At 70.9% G+C, this 14,022-nt stretch carries 15 protein-coding genes; 14 read left to right on the forward strand and 1 reads right to left on the reverse strand.

What is annotated here, in order from left to right; genetic code table 11:
* Nucleotides 1-151: 151 nt before the first annotated feature.
* Nucleotides 152-1,351: a sensor histidine kinase gene (locus tag ACFYSH_RS01910; protein WP_388750334.1), complete on the reverse strand. Its 1,200-nt coding sequence runs from the start codon at nucleotides 1,349-1,351 to the stop codon at nucleotides 152-154.
* 192 nt (nucleotides 1,352-1,543) lie between these two features.
* Here ACFYSH_RS01910 and ACFYSH_RS01915 point away from each other — a divergent pair, with 192 nt between their 5' ends.
* From ACFYSH_RS01915 to ACFYSH_RS01980, 14 genes are all read left to right on the forward strand, one after another.
* On the forward strand, nucleotides 1,544-1,945 hold the full coding sequence (locus ACFYSH_RS01915) for an NADH-quinone oxidoreductase subunit A (protein ID WP_359469394.1): 402 nt from the start codon (nucleotides 1,544-1,546) through the stop codon (nucleotides 1,943-1,945).
* The gene (locus ACFYSH_RS01920) at nucleotides 1,936-2,571 is read left to right on the forward strand and encodes an NADH-quinone oxidoreductase subunit B family protein (RefSeq protein WP_359469397.1); all 636 of its coding nucleotides are present in this window, start codon (nucleotides 1,936-1,938) and stop codon (nucleotides 2,569-2,571) included. Before ACFYSH_RS01915 ends, ACFYSH_RS01920 begins: the two co-directional genes overlap by 10 nt.
* The gene (locus ACFYSH_RS01925; RefSeq protein ID WP_388750337.1) at nucleotides 2,568-3,848 is read left to right on the forward strand and encodes an NADH-quinone oxidoreductase subunit C; all 1,281 of its coding nucleotides are present in this window, start codon (nucleotides 2,568-2,570) and stop codon (nucleotides 3,846-3,848) included. Before ACFYSH_RS01920 ends, ACFYSH_RS01925 begins: the two co-directional genes overlap by 4 nt.
* Nucleotides 3,845-4,813, forward strand: coding sequence for a complex I subunit 1 family protein (locus tag ACFYSH_RS01930; RefSeq protein ID WP_359469403.1), 969 nt, complete (start codon nucleotides 3,845-3,847; stop codon nucleotides 4,811-4,813). The genes ACFYSH_RS01925 and ACFYSH_RS01930 overlap by 4 nt, the downstream gene beginning before the upstream one ends.
* Nucleotides 4,813-5,418, forward strand: a complete 606-nt coding sequence (locus tag ACFYSH_RS01935) for an NADH-quinone oxidoreductase subunit I (protein ID WP_359469406.1) — start codon at nucleotides 4,813-4,815, stop codon at nucleotides 5,416-5,418. The genes ACFYSH_RS01930 and ACFYSH_RS01935 overlap by 1 nt, the downstream gene beginning before the upstream one ends.
* Nucleotides 5,415-6,041, forward strand: coding sequence for an NADH-quinone oxidoreductase subunit J (locus ACFYSH_RS01940; protein WP_359469409.1), 627 nt, complete (start codon nucleotides 5,415-5,417; stop codon nucleotides 6,039-6,041). Before ACFYSH_RS01935 ends, ACFYSH_RS01940 begins: the two co-directional genes overlap by 4 nt.
* Nucleotides 6,041-6,475, forward strand: a complete 435-nt coding sequence (gene nuoK / locus ACFYSH_RS01945) for an NADH-quinone oxidoreductase subunit NuoK (RefSeq protein ID WP_359469412.1) — start codon at nucleotides 6,041-6,043, stop codon at nucleotides 6,473-6,475. The genes ACFYSH_RS01940 and nuoK overlap by 1 nt, the downstream gene beginning before the upstream one ends.
* Nucleotides 6,472-8,472 carry an NADH-quinone oxidoreductase subunit L gene (locus tag ACFYSH_RS01950; RefSeq protein ID WP_359469415.1) on the forward strand — a complete coding sequence of 667 codons (2,001 nt, stop codon included), beginning with the start codon at nucleotides 6,472-6,474 and terminating at the stop codon, nucleotides 8,470-8,472. Before nuoK ends, ACFYSH_RS01950 begins: the two co-directional genes overlap by 4 nt.
* A 27-nt stretch (nucleotides 8,473-8,499) precedes the next feature.
* Nucleotides 8,500-10,050 carry an NADH-quinone oxidoreductase subunit M gene (locus ACFYSH_RS01955; protein ID WP_359469715.1) on the forward strand — a complete coding sequence of 517 codons (1,551 nt, stop codon included), beginning with the start codon at nucleotides 8,500-8,502 and terminating at the stop codon, nucleotides 10,048-10,050.
* On the forward strand, nucleotides 10,047-11,582 hold the full coding sequence (locus ACFYSH_RS01960) for an NADH-quinone oxidoreductase subunit N (protein WP_359469418.1): 1,536 nt from the start codon (nucleotides 10,047-10,049) through the stop codon (nucleotides 11,580-11,582). The genes ACFYSH_RS01955 and ACFYSH_RS01960 overlap by 4 nt, the downstream gene beginning before the upstream one ends.
* A 99-nt stretch (nucleotides 11,583-11,681) precedes the next feature.
* On the forward strand, nucleotides 11,682-12,146 hold the full coding sequence (mscL, locus tag ACFYSH_RS01965) for a large conductance mechanosensitive channel protein MscL (protein WP_359469421.1): 465 nt from the start codon (nucleotides 11,682-11,684) through the stop codon (nucleotides 12,144-12,146).
* A 204-nt stretch (nucleotides 12,147-12,350) separates the two neighbouring features.
* A complete protein-coding gene (gene htpX, locus ACFYSH_RS01970) occupies nucleotides 12,351-13,214 on the forward strand; it encodes a zinc metalloprotease HtpX (protein WP_388750343.1) in 864 nt (287 codons plus the stop codon).
* Entirely contained in the window at nucleotides 13,211-13,603 is a 393-nt protein-coding gene (locus tag ACFYSH_RS01975) for a YccF domain-containing protein (protein ID WP_359469427.1), read from the forward strand. The genes htpX and ACFYSH_RS01975 overlap by 4 nt, the downstream gene beginning before the upstream one ends.
* Nucleotides 13,604-13,681: 78 nt before the next feature.
* Entirely contained in the window at nucleotides 13,682-13,954 is a 273-nt protein-coding gene (locus ACFYSH_RS01980) for a GlsB/YeaQ/YmgE family stress response membrane protein (protein ID WP_359469430.1), read from the forward strand.
* Nucleotides 13,955-14,022: the final 68 nt, after the last annotated feature.

Genomic DNA, 14,022 nt, shown 5'->3' on the forward strand with positions numbered 1-14,022 from the left:
CGGCTGATGACTCAAGACTGCTGTTCCGGGGATCTCGGCACCATGAGGGCCGTCTCCGTATCCGGCAGGGGGTTTTCCCCACCATGGCGGCACGCGGTCGTGCCTTGCGCACCGCCGGTCCGCCCCGGCGCACCGCCGTTCCGCCTCCGTGTCACGCCGCACCGGCCCGCTCGGCTGCCGTGTCCGCGCGTTCGCGCCAGGGCAGCTCGGCGGTGACCGTGGTGGGGCCGCCCTCGGGGGAGTCCAGGACGAACAGTCCGTCGACCGCTCCCAGCCGCTCCGCCAGCCCCGACATGCCCGTACCGCCGTCGAGCCGGGCGCCACCCGTCCCGTCGTCCCGGACCTGGAGCATCAGCCGGTCACCGGACCGCCACACGTCGACCGACGCCGCACGGGCGCGGCTGTGCTTGCTGACGTTCTGGAGGAGTTCGGAGACGGTGAAGTAGGCGATGCCCTCGATGGCCTGCGCGGGCCTCGACTCCAGGTCCACCACGACCTTCACGGGGACGGTGCAGCGGGAGGCGATGGCGGAGAGTGCGGCGTCGAGTCCGCGGTCGGTGAGGACGGCGGGGTGGATGCCGCGGGCGAGGTCGCGGAGTTCCTGGAGGGCGACCTTGACCTCGCCGTGGGCCTCGTCGACCATGCGGGCGGCGGCTTCGGGGTCGTCGGTGAGCTTCTCCTTCGCCAGACCCAGGCCCATGGCGAGGGCGACGAGCCGTGCCTGTGCGCCGTCGTGGAGGTCGCGTTCGATGCGGCGCAGGTCCGCGGCCGCGGTGTCCACGACCACACCCCGGTCCGACTCCAGCTCGGCGATCCTGCGTTCCAGCTCGTCGGAGGGCGAGAGCAGTGCCCGCGCCATCGCCCGGTCCGCGTTCGTCAGCCCGCGCGCGAGGTACGGAAGGACGGGCCAGAGGACGAACAGGCTCACCAGCGTCACCACGAACGTCGCCACGCCCCACGGCAGCCGGATGAACATGTACAGCAACGACCGCCAGCCCACCGGGTCCTTCAGCCCCGACCACAACCAGGTGAAGAAGCCCTGGCCCCGGCGGCTCCGCGCCATCGGGCTCGGCTCCTCGATCCGCAGCCCGAGCATCCGCCGCGCCCGGCCGCGTTCGGCCCGGCCGAGGCCGCGCGCGCCCTGGAGGCCCAGCGCGAGCAGCGGCAGTCCGATCACGGTGACGGAGAGCCCGACGCCCACACCGATCAGGAACACGGTGTAGACGAACCCGGCGACAGCCATCGGCAGATTGGCCAGGAGATACGCGATCTCCTTCCACGTCCACCGGTCGAAGGCGAAGCGCGCGGGCGGCGGCCGGTCGTTGTCCGGCAGGGAGGGGCTCATGGTCATACGACCAGCGTGCCGGGCCGCAGGCGCCCACGCCATGGGGTTCGTGGGTGGGGCCGAGTAGGGATATCCCCACCTCGCGTGTCACCCGCTCTCCCGCTCGTTGTGCGACGGGGCTGCCTACCGTGGCTTTGACAGGGCCTAGACTCCCGTGCGTACAGACCGTCGAACAGGTTGAGGGAGCGAGGGGCGGACGTGGCGGACGTGCCGGGACCGACCGTTCTCGCGTCGGACTACTTCCACAGCTACTCAGTGGTCGGACTGCTCGCCCTGGTGGGTGTGCTGTTCGTCGCCGTCGCCTTCGGGGCCGGCCGGCTGCTGAGGCCCGTGGTCCCGACGCCGGAGAAACTCCTCACGTACGAGTGCGGCGTGGACCCCGTGGGGGAGGGCTGGGCCCACACCCAGGTGCGCTATTACGTGTACGCCTTCCTGTACGTGATCTTCGCCGTCGACTCCATCTTCCTGTTCCCGTGGGCGACGGTGTTCGCGGCTCCGGGATACGGGGCGACGACGCTGGTGGAGATGTTCATCTTCCTCGGTTTCCTGGCCGTGGGACTGCTCTACGCATGGAAGAAGGGCGTCCTCGAATGGGCGTGACGAGCCGGCCGAACCCCGAACCCCCCGTGTCGCTGCCCGACCCGACGCGCCTGCCCGAGCTGAAGAAGCTCGGCGTGCTGTCCCGGCTCGCGCCCGAACCGATGAAGGTGGTCCTCAACTGGGGCCGCCGCTACAGCCTCTGGGTCTTCAACTTCGGACTCGCCTGCTGCGCCATCGAGTTCATCGCCGCCTCCATGGCACGGCACGACTTCATCCGGCTCGGCGTCATCCCGTTCGCGCCCGGCCCCCGGCAGGCCGACCTGATGGTCGTGTCCGGCACGGTGACGGACAAGATGGCCCCGGCCGTGAAACGGCTCTACGAGCAGATGCCCGAGCCGAAGTACGTCATCTCCTTCGGCGCCTGCTCCAACTGCGGTGGTCCGTACTGGGATTCGTACTCCGTGACGAAGGGCGTCGACCAGATCATCCCCGTCGACGTGTACGTGCCCGGCTGCCCGCCCCGGCCCGAGGCGCTCCTCCAGGGCATCCTCAAGCTCCAGGAGAAGATCGCCCGCGAATCGCTCGCCGAGCGGTACGCCACCGGGGACGCGGCCCGTCCCTCGGCCGCCGCCCTGCGCAGCGGTCTCGTCGCAGCGCCGAAGACGCCGGGGGAGGAGCGCCGGTGACGACCGCCTCGGACACCTACGCCCGGCTGCCCGACGCCGTCAACGACGTCTTCGGCGCGGACGCCACGGCCGCGCACGCCTACGACCTGCTGACCGTCGACGTCCCTGCCGCCTCCTGGACCGCCGCTCTCGAAACGGCCCGCGACGCGTTGGGCTGCACCTACTTCGACTGGCTGAGCGCCGTCGACGAACCTGGCACCGGCTTCCGCGTCTGCGCCCATGTCGCGGCTCTCGGCGGCGGCACGGTCCGCCGCCTGCTGCTCCGTACGACCGTCCCGCACGAGGCGCCCACCCTGCCCACCGCCGTCGGCGTCTACGCGGGCGCGGCCTGGCACGAGCGCGAGACGCACGAGATGTTCGGCATCGGTTTTGAGGACCACCCGCATCTTGTCCCGTTGCTGCTGCCCGAGAGCTTCGAGGGCCACCCGCTGCGCAAGGACTTCGTCCTGGCGGCCCGTGTCGCCAAGGCGTGGCCGGGGGCGAAGGAGCCGGGCGAGTCCGAACACGGCGGGCCCAAGCGGCGCACCATGCTGCCGCCCGGCGTGCCCGATCCCAATGAGTGGGGCCCGCTCAAGGGGCAGTTGCCACCCGCTCCGGCCCGGCCGGCCCGAGGGGCGCGCACGGCGGGCGACCGGCCGGCGCGCCGGGCCCGCAGCGCGAGCGAGGGTTCGGCGGCGCAGCGGCCTGTCACGCCGCCGGACGCCGCAGGCGCACCGGACGCGGCGGAGACCCCGCAGGCGGCTCGGCCACGCCGCGCCCGTAGCGCCTCCCAGGGCTCGGCGAGTCAGGCCACCGGCCCGGCACCCACACCTCCGGCCGGTACGACGGACCCCGGTGACGCGGCACGCGCGACAGGAGCGGCCGGCAGCGCCGACGCGCCCTGGCACGACGCGCGCCCCGCCTTCGACGACGCGCCGAAGCAGCCGGCGCCGGAACGGCCTGCGCCGCCGGAGCCCCAGCAGTCGGAGTCCGCGCCGCCTGAGCCCGAGGCCGAGCCGGGACCGCAGCCTGCGCCGGCGCCGGAACCCGAGCGGTCGCCGGAACCCCGGCCGGAAGCTGAGCGGTCGTCGGAGCCAGAGGAATCGGAGGCCTCCGCGAAGGACGCCCCCGCCCGCGGCCCGGACAGCACCCCCGGCCCCGAGGCCGACAGCGGCCCGGCCCCGGAGAACAGCGGCCCCGATCCCGAGCCCGACCCCGCCCCCGACTCCTCGTCCGGAACGGACCGTACCGCCGGTCCTGACCGTCCCGACCGAACCGCCGGAGGCGATACCGCGTGAACGACGTACTCGACGTCGCCCTCCGCCTCGTCATCGTCTTCGCCGTGTTCATGGTGGTCCCGCTCGTCGTGGGGCAGGCGGAGCACAAGGTGATGGCCCACATGCAGGGCCGTCTCGGCCCGATGTACGCGGGTGGTTTCCACGGCTGGGCCCAGCTCGTCGCGGACGGGGTGAAGTTCGCACAGAAGGAGGACGTCGTCCCGGCCGACGCGGACCGCCGCATCTTCCAGCTGGCCCCCGCCGTCGCCCTGCTCCCGTACCTCCTCGTGATCCTCGTCATCCCGATCGGCCCCGGCGAGGGAGCCGTCGGGCAGGTCGTCGACGCCGGCGTCTTCTTCGCGCTCGCCGTCATGGGCGTCGGCGTGCTCGGCTCGCTGATGGCCGGCTGGGCCTCGGCCAACAAGTACTCCCTCCTCGGCGGTCTCCGCACCGCCGCGCAGCTGCTCGCGTACGAACTGCCGATGCTCCTCGCCGCGGCCTCCGTGGCCATGGCCGCCGGTACCGTCTCGCTCCCCGGCATCCTCAACGCCTTCGAGTGGTGGTGGCTGCCCTGGCAGATCGTCGGCGCCCTGGTCTTCTTCGTCGCGGGGCTCGCCGAACTGCAGCGCCCGCCCTTCGACATGCCGGTCGCCGACTCGGAGATCATCTTCGGTGCGTACACCGAGTACACGGGTCTCCGCTTCGCCCTGTTCCTGCTGGCCGAGTACGCCGGAATCGTCGTCCTGTGCGGCCTGACGACCGTCCTGTTCCTCGGCGGATGGCACGGACCGCTCGGCGCCGACGGGCTCGGCTGGGTCTGGACCCTGCTCAAGACCGGCGTCCTCGCGTTCGTCGTCATCTGGCTCCGGGTCACCTACCCCCGCCTGCGCGAGGACCAGCTGCAGAAGCTCGCCTGGACCACGCTCATCCCCCTCGCTCTCGCGCAGATCGCGCTCACCGGCATCGTGAAGGTGGCGATCGACTAGTGCCCCCGATCCCCGGCTCAGGCCTGGCCAAGGGTCTCGCCGTCACCCTGCGGACCATGACGAAGCGCACGGTCACCGCGCAGTACCCGGATGTCCAGCCCGAACTCCCGCCCCGCACCCGGGGCGTCATCGGGCTCTTCGAGGAGAACTGCACGGTCTGCATGCTCTGCGCCCGTGAATGCCCCGACTGGTGCATCTACATCGACTCCCACAAGGAGACGGTGCCGGCGGCCGCCCCCGGTGGCCGTGAGCGCAGCCGCAACGTCCTGGACCGCTTCGCGATCGACTTCGCCCTGTGCATGTACTGCGGTATCTGCATCGAGGTCTGTCCTTTCGACGCGCTGTTCTGGTCGCCCGAGTTCGAGTACGCGGAGACGGACATCCACGAACTCACCCACGAGCGGGACAAGCTCCGCGAGTGGATGTGGACCGTTCCTGAGCCGCCCGCGCTCGACCCCGGAGCCGAGGAGCCCAAGGAGATCGCCGCCGCACGCAAGACGGCCGACAAGCTCCAGGCACAGGCAGCGCAGGAGGCCCAGGCAGCCGAGTCGCCGGCGCAGGAAGCCCAGTCGCCCCAGGCATCAGAACAGGAGGGGCAGGAGTGACCCTCGCGGCCACTGCCGGACATCCCGGCTTCCTCTCACCGACCGGCGTCGAGATCGCCTTCCTCCTGGTCGGACTCGCCACCCTCGGCGCCGCACTGATCACCGTCACGACCAAGCAGCTCGTGCACGCGGCCCTCTGGCTCGTCGTGGCGCTCGGCGGCATCGCGGTGGAGTACCTCCTGCTCACGGCCGAGTTCATCGCGTGGGTGCAGGTCCTCATCTACGTCGGTTCCGTCGTGGTCCTCCTCCTCTTCGGGCTGATGCTCACCAGGGCCCCCATCGGCCGTTCCGCGGATGCCGACTCGGGCAACCGCTGGGTCGCCCTCGGCGCTGCCGTGGCCTCGGCAGCGACCCTCGTCTGGGTCGTCGTGGACGCCTTCCGTACGACCTGGATCGATCTGGACGGCCCGGCCCAGGGCTCCACCAAAGCGTCCGGAGAGTTCCTCTTCCGGCACTGGGTCCTCCCCTTCGAGGCCCTCTCCGTGCTCCTGCTGGCCGCTCTCGTGGGCGCGATCGTCCTGTCCCGCAAGGGCCGGCAGAACGGCGAGGCCCGGCCGGACGGCAAGGGCCGGCAGAGCGACCGAGCGGACCGCCCCGTCGCGAACCGGGAGGACAAGAGCTGATGCACCTCGCCTATCCCGCCGTCCTGGCCGTCCTCCTCTTCTGCGTCGGGCTGTACGGGGTACTCGCCCGCCGCAACGCGATCCTCGTCCTGATGTCCGTCGAGCTCATGCTCAACGCCGTCAACCTCAACCTGGTCGCCTTCGACGTCTGGCTCCGCGACGCCCTCCACGCCGGCCAGGCCCTCACCCTCTTCACGATCGCCATCGCCGCAGCCGAGATCGGCATCGGCCTCGCCATCGTCCTGGCCGTCTACCGCAACCGCGGCAGCTCGGACGTCGACCGGCTCCGCGACACCGCGGAGACCGACGACGCCGAAACACTCCCCGGTGACGCCGACGACCACACCGACGCCGACGACGCCGCCCAGGGCACCACCGCAGATCAGGCCACTGCTCCGGCAGGGAAGGCAAAGAAGGCAGAGGCCACCGCGTGACCACCACGACCCTCGCTGCCCTCGTCCCCCTCCTGCCCTTCCTGGGCGCCGCCGCAGGACTGTTCCTGGGCCGGACCGCGCCCGGCTTCGTCCGTCCCCTCGCCGTCCTGCCGACGCTCCTCGCCGCCGTCCTCGCCGTCGTCGTCGCCGTACGCCAGGGCGGCGGCAGGCCCGTCGACGCCGCGACCCAGCTGACCCCCACCGGCTCGGTCCCCATCGACCTGGCCCTGCACCTGGACGGCTTCGCCGTCCTCGTCGCCGTCCTCGTCGGCCTTGTCGCCACCTGTGTGCAGATCTACTCGACGGCGTACCTCAAGGACGACGCCCGCTACCCCTCGTACGCGGCCCTCGTCTCCCTCTTCACCTCCGCGATGCTGCTCGTCGTCTACTCCGGCGACCTGATGGTGCTCCTGGTCGGCTGGGAGATCATGGGCATCTGCTCCTACTTCCTCGTCGGCCACTACTGGGAGACACCCGAGGCGCGCGCCGCCTCCCTCAAGGCATTCCTCGTCACCAAGCTCGGCGACGTGCCCTTCCTCATCGGCCTGTTCGCGCTCGCCGCCGACACCGGCACCTTCCGCATCACGGGAATCCTGGCCGCCGTGAACAACGGCGGTCTCGACCACCCCACCCTCATCGCTCTGCTGCTCCTCGCCGGCGTCGCGGGCAAGTCCGCGCAGTTCCCCCTGCACACCTGGCTGCCCGACGCGATGGCCGGCCCCACCCCCGTCTCCGCGCTCATCCACGCCGCGACGATGGTCGCCGCCGGCATCTACTTCGTGGCCCGGCTCATCCCCGTCTTCGCCGCCTCCGGCGCAGCCCTCGTCGTCCTCGCCGTGATGGCGGCCGTCACGATGATCGGCTCCGGGCTCGCCGCACTCGCACAGGACGACATCAAGCGCGTCCTCGCCTACTCGACCATCGGGCAGCTCGGTTACATGTCCGGCGCCCTGGCCGTCGGTGACCGCGGGGCAGCTGTCTTCCACCTCCTGTCGCACGGTGCGTTCAAGGCCGTCCTCTTCCTCGCGGCGGGCGTCGTCATCCATGCGGCGGGCACCAACTCGCTGGCCGCCATGTCCCGCATGGGCGGGCTGACCAAGCGCATCCCCGACGCCTACTGGACGATGACCGTCGCCCTGCTCGCGCTCGCCGCCATCCCCCCGTTCGCCGGTTTCTTCTCCAAGGAAGCCGTCCTCGTCGCCGCCGAGCACACCGCCTTCGGAGACCGCGACGTCGCCCCGGCGGCGGCCGGCTGGACGATCCTCGTGGCCGGGCTCGCCGCCGCGGTCCTCACCGCCGCCTACGCCACGCGGCTATGGCTCCTCGCCTTCCGCGGGCGCGGCCCGCAGACCCCCGACCACGGCCGGCAGCCCGTCGCGATGACCTCCGTCCTCTGGGTCCTCGCCGTCCCCACGATCGCCTTCGGGCTCACCGCCGGCGCCCTCACCGACTGGTTCGACGGACACAGCCTCACCCCCTCCCTCATGACCGCCGTCCTCTCCACCGGCGTCGGACTCGTCGGCGGGCTCGTCACCTACGGCGCGTGGCGCCACACCACGGCGCTCGCCGGCCGTCCCCCGGTCGGTGCGGTCGTCGCCCACCCCGGTGCCGAACCCGCGCTGGTGGAGGCCGAGGCCATGGCCTCGCACACCGCGGTGTACGGCACCATCGCGGGCGCCACGGACCCCTCGGACCCCGGCCGGCTCCTGCTGGGGCCGCTGCACCGCCACGCCGTCACCGGCTTCCACCTCGACGCGCTGTACACGGCGCTGTTCGTCCGCCCCGTGCGGGCCGCCGCAGGCCTCGTCCGCTTCCTGGACCGCGAGGTCGTCGACACCTACGTACACGGCTCGGGCTCCCTGGCCCGCGGACTCGGCACCCTGATCCGCCGCGCCCAGACCGGCAACGTGCAGACCTACCTCGGCGCGCTGCTCGCCGGAACCCTTGTCCTGGCGATCGCCGCCGTCGTCTTTGCCAACGTCTACGCCGGGGCGTGAACCGTGTTCGATATCAGCGCATCCGTGATGCAGTTCCTTCTGGCGTTCATCGTCGTCGCCCCGCTCCTCGGCGCGGCCGCCGCGCTCCTGCCGGCCCCGCCCGGGCTCAAGGGCAGGAACGCCGACCAGGCCGTGCTCCGCCACGGTGTGACGGTCACCGGCGCCGTGCTCCTCGCCGCGCTCGTCCTGGCCGCGGGCTTCGACCACGACCACCCGTCGAAGATGCAGGCCACCACGGACATCAGCTGGATCCCGGCACTGGACGTCCGGATCCACCTCGGTACCGACGGCATCTCGCTCCCCCTTCTCGTGCTGACCGCGCTGCTGACCTTTCTCTGCGCGCTCCACAGCTACTTCAAGCCTCCCGCAGGCCCCTCCCCGAAGGCCTTCGTCGCCCTGGTCCTCGTCCTCGAGTCCGGCACCCTCGCGACCTTCGCCGTCCTCGACCTGCTGCTGTTCTTCCTGGCCTTCGAGATGGTCCTCATCCCGATGTACTTCCTCATCGCCCGCTGGGGCGGCGACAGGAAGCAGCCCGCCGCCTGGAAGTTCATCCTCTACACGCTGCTCGGCTCCGTGATCATGCTGCTGGGGCTGCTCCTCATCGGACTGAAGAGCGGCACATTCGACATGGTGGCACTCGCCTCTGACAACGGCCGCGGCCTCACCACATCCGTGCAGGTCATCGCCGTACTGGCCGTCGGGATCGGGCTGGCCGTGAAGACCCCGATGTGGCCCCTGCACAGCTGGCTGCCCGACGCCCACACCGCGGCACCCACCGTCGGCTCCGTCCTCCTCGCCGGCGTACTGCTGAAGATGGGTACGTACGGATTCGTCCGCATCCTGCTCCCCGTCGCACCCGAGGGAATGCAGACCTTCGCGCCGTATCTCGCGGCGTTCGCCGTCGTCGGGATCATCTACGGCTCCCTCGCCTGCCTCGCCCTGGCCCGTCCCGGCGCCAAGGGCGACCTCAAGCGGCTGATCGCCTACTCCTCCGTGGGCCACATGGGCTTCGTGCTGCTCGGGATCGCGACCATGACGCCCACGGGTGTGAACGGCGCGCTCTTCGCCAACATCGCCCACGGCCTCATCACCGGTCTGCTGTTCTTCCTGGTCGGAGCCATCAAGGACCGCTACGGCACGGCCGACCTCGACACCCTCGCCGGCGCCACCGGGGCCGCCCTGTACGGCCGCGCCCCCCGGCTCGGCGGCCTCCTCGCCTTCGCCGCCGTCGCCTCGCTCGGGCTCCCGGGCCTCGCCGGGTTCTGGGGCGAGATGCTCACCCTGTTCGGCGCCTTCGACCCCGCCGAAGGGCTCAGCCGCCCCGCCTTCCTCACCTTCATGTCCATCGGCGCTCTCGGTACCCTGCTCACCGCCGCGTACATGCTGATCGTCGTACGCCGCGTCTGCATGGGCGAGCACCGTGAGCAGCCGCACCCGGTCGCCGACATCCAGCGCCACGAATTGGCCGCCTGGACGCCGCTCGCCGCCCTGACCGTCCTCGCCGGACTCTGGCCCGCCGTCCTCCTCGGCCTCACCGACCCGGCCGTGCAGAAGCTCCTCGCAGGAGGCAAGTCGTGACCGTGGCAGCCGACAGCGCAACCGGGGCGGCAAGCCTCGTCCAGTCCGTCGACTGGCTCGCGATCGCACCGCCCGTCATCGCGGCGTCCGTGGCCCTGCTCGTCCTCGTCGCCGACCTGTTCGTCAGCGAACGGCGCAAGCCGCTCCTCGGCTACGGAGCCGTCGCCGGGCTCGTCGCCGCGCTCGCCGTGCTCGTCCCGCTGCGTGCCGGGGACCGCTCCACCTTCTGCCTCACCGGCGGGACCCAGGCGTGCAGCTACACCGCCGACCACTTCGCCCTCGTCATCCAGGCCCTCGTGCTCGGCGGCGCCCTGCTCACCGCACTGCTGTCGATCGGCGACACCCGCAAGCTCCCAGCGGGCGAGTTCTGGTTCCTGCTGCTGTCCTCCGCAGCGGGCGCCGCACTGCTGCCCGCGGCCCGGGACCTCGCCACCCTCGTCGTCGCCCTCGAAGTCGCCTCGCTCCCCGCGTTCGCCCTCGTCGGCATCAAGCGCGGTGACCGTCGCTCCTCCGAAGCGGCCCTGAAGTTCTTCCTCTCCTCCGTCGTCGCCACCGCCGTCATGCTCCTGGGTGTCAGCTTCGTCTACGCGACCACCGGCACCATGCACCTCACGGAGATCGCCGCCCGTCTCGACGACGTACCGGCCAGGTTCGCGATCCTCGCCGAGGCCGGCGTGGTCCTCACCCTCGTGGGCTTCGCCTTCAAGACGGCCGCCGCACCGTTCCACTTCTGGGTCCCCGACACCTATGTGGGAGCCCCCCTCCCCGTCGCCGCCTACCTCTCCGTCGTCGGCAAGGCCGTCGGCTTCTCCGGCCTCGTCCTCGTCACGGTGATCGGCTTCCCGTCGTACGCCGACGTCTGGGGCCCCGCCCTGGCCGTGCTCGCCGCGCTCACCATGACCATCGGCAACCTCGCCGCACTCCGGCAGACCGCCACCCGCGCCCGCAGCGCCGTACGCCTCCTCGCCTGGTCGTCCGTCGGGCAGGCGGGCTACCTCCTCGTCCCGATCGCCGCCGCCGCGTACTCCAGCGACGACCAGATCGGCTCCACCGTCGCCTACGCGCTGATGTACGCCGTGGTGAACCTCGGAGCCTTCGCGGTAGCCGCTCTCGTGGCCCGCAGCCACCCCGGCAACCGGCTCGGTGACTACCGTGGCCTGTACGCCACCCGCCCCCTGGCCGCGCTCGCCCTGGGCTTCTTCCTGCTCTGCCTGGCGGGCCTGCCGCCCGGCATCATCGGTCTCTTCGCCAAGGTCACGGTCTTCTCCTCGGCCGTCGACGCCGGCCTCGGCTGGCTGGCCGTCGTCATGGCCGTCAACGTGGTGATCGCGCTGTACTACTACCTCCGGTGGACAGCCGCCCTCTTCCAGGCCCCCGGGACGCCCCAAGGCGCCGAGGAAACGCCCACCGCACCCCAACACCGGGTTCCGGCTCCTCTCACCTGGGCGATCACCCTCACCGCAGTAGCCGGAATCACACTCTCCGCCGCGCCCCAGCTCATCCTCAGGTTCGCCGCGGTCAGCCTCTTCTGACGGCTCCGGCCGACTTGCCCGTGCGGCCACGCACAGGGCATGGTCATGCGTGCACACATCACGTAAAACACGCAAGAGCGACAAAGAGGAGACAAAGCGGTGCTGAACGGGTTCAAAGACTTCATCCTGCGCGGGAACGTCATCTCCATGGCCATCGGCCTCGCAGTGGGAGCGGCCTTCACCGCCGTCGTCACCGGCTTCAGCAACGCGTTCATCGTGCCGCTGATCGGCCTCTTCACCCGCGGCACCGGCGACTTCGGCAAGGCCTCGTTCAGCGTCGACGGCGTGACGTTCCCTTACGGCCTCTTCATCAGCGCCGCCATCGCCTTCCTCATCACCGCCGCCGTCCTCTACTTCCTGGTCGTCCTCCCCATGGCCAAGGTCCAGAACCGCTTCACGGCCAAGGAGGAGGAGCAGAAGGCGAACATCAAGGCCGCCCTCCGCGACTGCCCGCGCTGCTACACCGAGATCCCCGCCATCGCCACCCGCTGCGCCCACTGCACCAGTGATGTCGAGCCGGACCCGGAAGCCCGCGCACTCGCGGGACTCCCCGCTCAGCGCTGACCGCTGCCGCTCGCCCGCGGACACGCCCACCCGTACGGCCCAGGGGCGGATCCACCCGGATCCGCCCCTGCTGCCTGTGCCCCGGCCACCTCGCACAAGGGAACTAGCTCCCTCCGCCTCGCGTTGACCAATACGGGAAGTTCCACTGGGGAGTGGAGCACCACGAGCAAGGGTTCCCCTGCCGCACCACTTGGAGGGCGTACCGTGCACCGCCGGCACAACGGGCTGAGAACCGCAGTACTCCTCGGGGGCCTCTCGGCCCTCATCATCGTCATCGGCAGCCTCTTCGGACAGACCGGCCTCATCGTGGCCGTCCTCGTCGCGCTCGCCACCAACGCCTACGCGTACTGGAACAGTGACAAGCTCGCCCTGCGTGCCATGAGGGCACGCCCGGTCAGCGAGTTCGAGGCGCCGCAGCTCTACCGCACTGTCCGCGAGCTCTCGACCGCGGCACGCCAGCCCATGCCCCGGCTGTACATCTCCCCGACGCAGGCACCCAACGCCTTCGCCACCGGCCGCAACCCCCGCAACGCCGCAGTGTGCTGCACCGAGGGCATCCTGCAGATCCTCGACGAGCGGGAGCTGCGCGGCGTCCTCGGCCATGAGCTGAGCCATGTCTACAACCGGGACATCCTCATCTCGTCCGTCGCGGGTGCCCTCGCCTCGGTCGTCATGTTCCTGGTCAACTTCGCCTGGCTCATCCCCGTGGGCCGGTCCGACGACGACGACGGGCCCGGGCTCCTCGGGATGCTCCTGGTCATGATCCTCGGCCCGCTCGCCGCCTCCGTGATCCAGCTCGCCGTGAGCCGTTCCCGCGAGTACCAGGCCGACGCGTCCGGGGCTCAGCTCACCGGTGACCCGCTCGCTCTCGCGTCCGCCCTGCGCAAGCTCGAAGCCGGCACCAAACAGCTTCCGCTCCCGCCCGAACCGCGGATCGAGACCGCGAGCCACATGATGATCGCGAACCCGTTCCGGCCTGGCCAGGGCATGTCCAAGATGTTCTCCACCCATCCACCCATGGCTGAACGCATCGCCCGACTCGAGCAGATGGCAGGGTATCGACCGTGAAGACGATTCTGAACGTCATATGGCTGGTCCTGTGCGGATTCTGGATGTTCCTCGGCTACCTGGCCGCAGGGCTCCTGCTCTGCATCACGATCATCGGCATCCCCTTCGGCCTGGCAGCGTTCCGCATCGGCGTGTACGCCCTCTGGCCCTTCGGCCACACCGTCGTCGACCGGCGCGACGCCGGAGGCGCCTCCCTGATCGGCAACGTCCTGTGGGTGGTTCTCGCCGGCTGGTGGCTCGCGCTCGGCCACGTCTTCACCGGCCTCGCCCTGTGCGTGACGATCATCGGTATTCCGCTCGGCATCGCGAACTTCAAGCTCATCCCGGTCTCGCTGATGCCCTTCGGCAAGGAGATCGTCCGCACGGACCAGCCGTTCGCGACCCGCTGAAAGCGCCCGGAAGGCAACCGCACCCGTCCCCGCCGGCGTCATGGCTTGCAGGAACGAGTGACGGGTAGGTACGCGCACATGAGCATCATCAGTTGGATCATCCTCGGGCTGCTGGCCGGAGCCATAGCCAAGTTCCTCCTGCCGGGCCGCGACCCCGGCGGCATCATCGGCACCACCCTCATCGGCATCGTGGGCGCCTTCCTCGGCGGCTGGCTGTCGTCCCGCTTCCTCGACCGCCCGATCAGCACGGACTTCTACGACACGGCCACCTGGGTCGCGGCCGTCGCCGGATCCCTCGTCCTGCTGATCGCCTACCGGCTGCTCTTCGGGAACTCCCGCGAACGCCGCTGACGCCGCCCGCACAGACCACCGGACATGGCTACGGGGCGGGCCATGCCGCCCGGCACGCCCCGCCCCGC

The organism is Streptomyces sp. NPDC005791 (assembly GCF_042871485.1).
Classification (GTDB): Bacteria; Actinomycetota; Actinomycetes; order Streptomycetales; family Streptomycetaceae; genus Streptomyces.

Coding starts and splice junctions, on each gene's coding strand:
- nuoK (WP_359469412.1), top strand. CDS start 6,041: ATGCACCTCGCCTATCCCGCCGTCCTGGCCGTCCTCCTCTTCTGCGTC.
- ACFYSH_RS01980 (WP_359469430.1), top strand. CDS start 13,682: ATGAGCATCATCAGTTGGATCATCCTCGGGCTGCTGGCCGGAGCCATA.
- ACFYSH_RS01955 (WP_359469715.1), top strand. CDS start 8,500: ATGCAGTTCCTTCTGGCGTTCATCGTCGTCGCCCCGCTCCTCGGCGCG.
- ACFYSH_RS01920 (WP_359469397.1), top strand. CDS start 1,936: ATGGGCGTGACGAGCCGGCCGAACCCCGAACCCCCCGTGTCGCTGCCC.
- ACFYSH_RS01910 (WP_388750334.1), bottom strand. CDS start 1,351: ATGACCATGAGCCCCTCCCTGCCGGACAACGACCGGCCGCCGCCCGCG.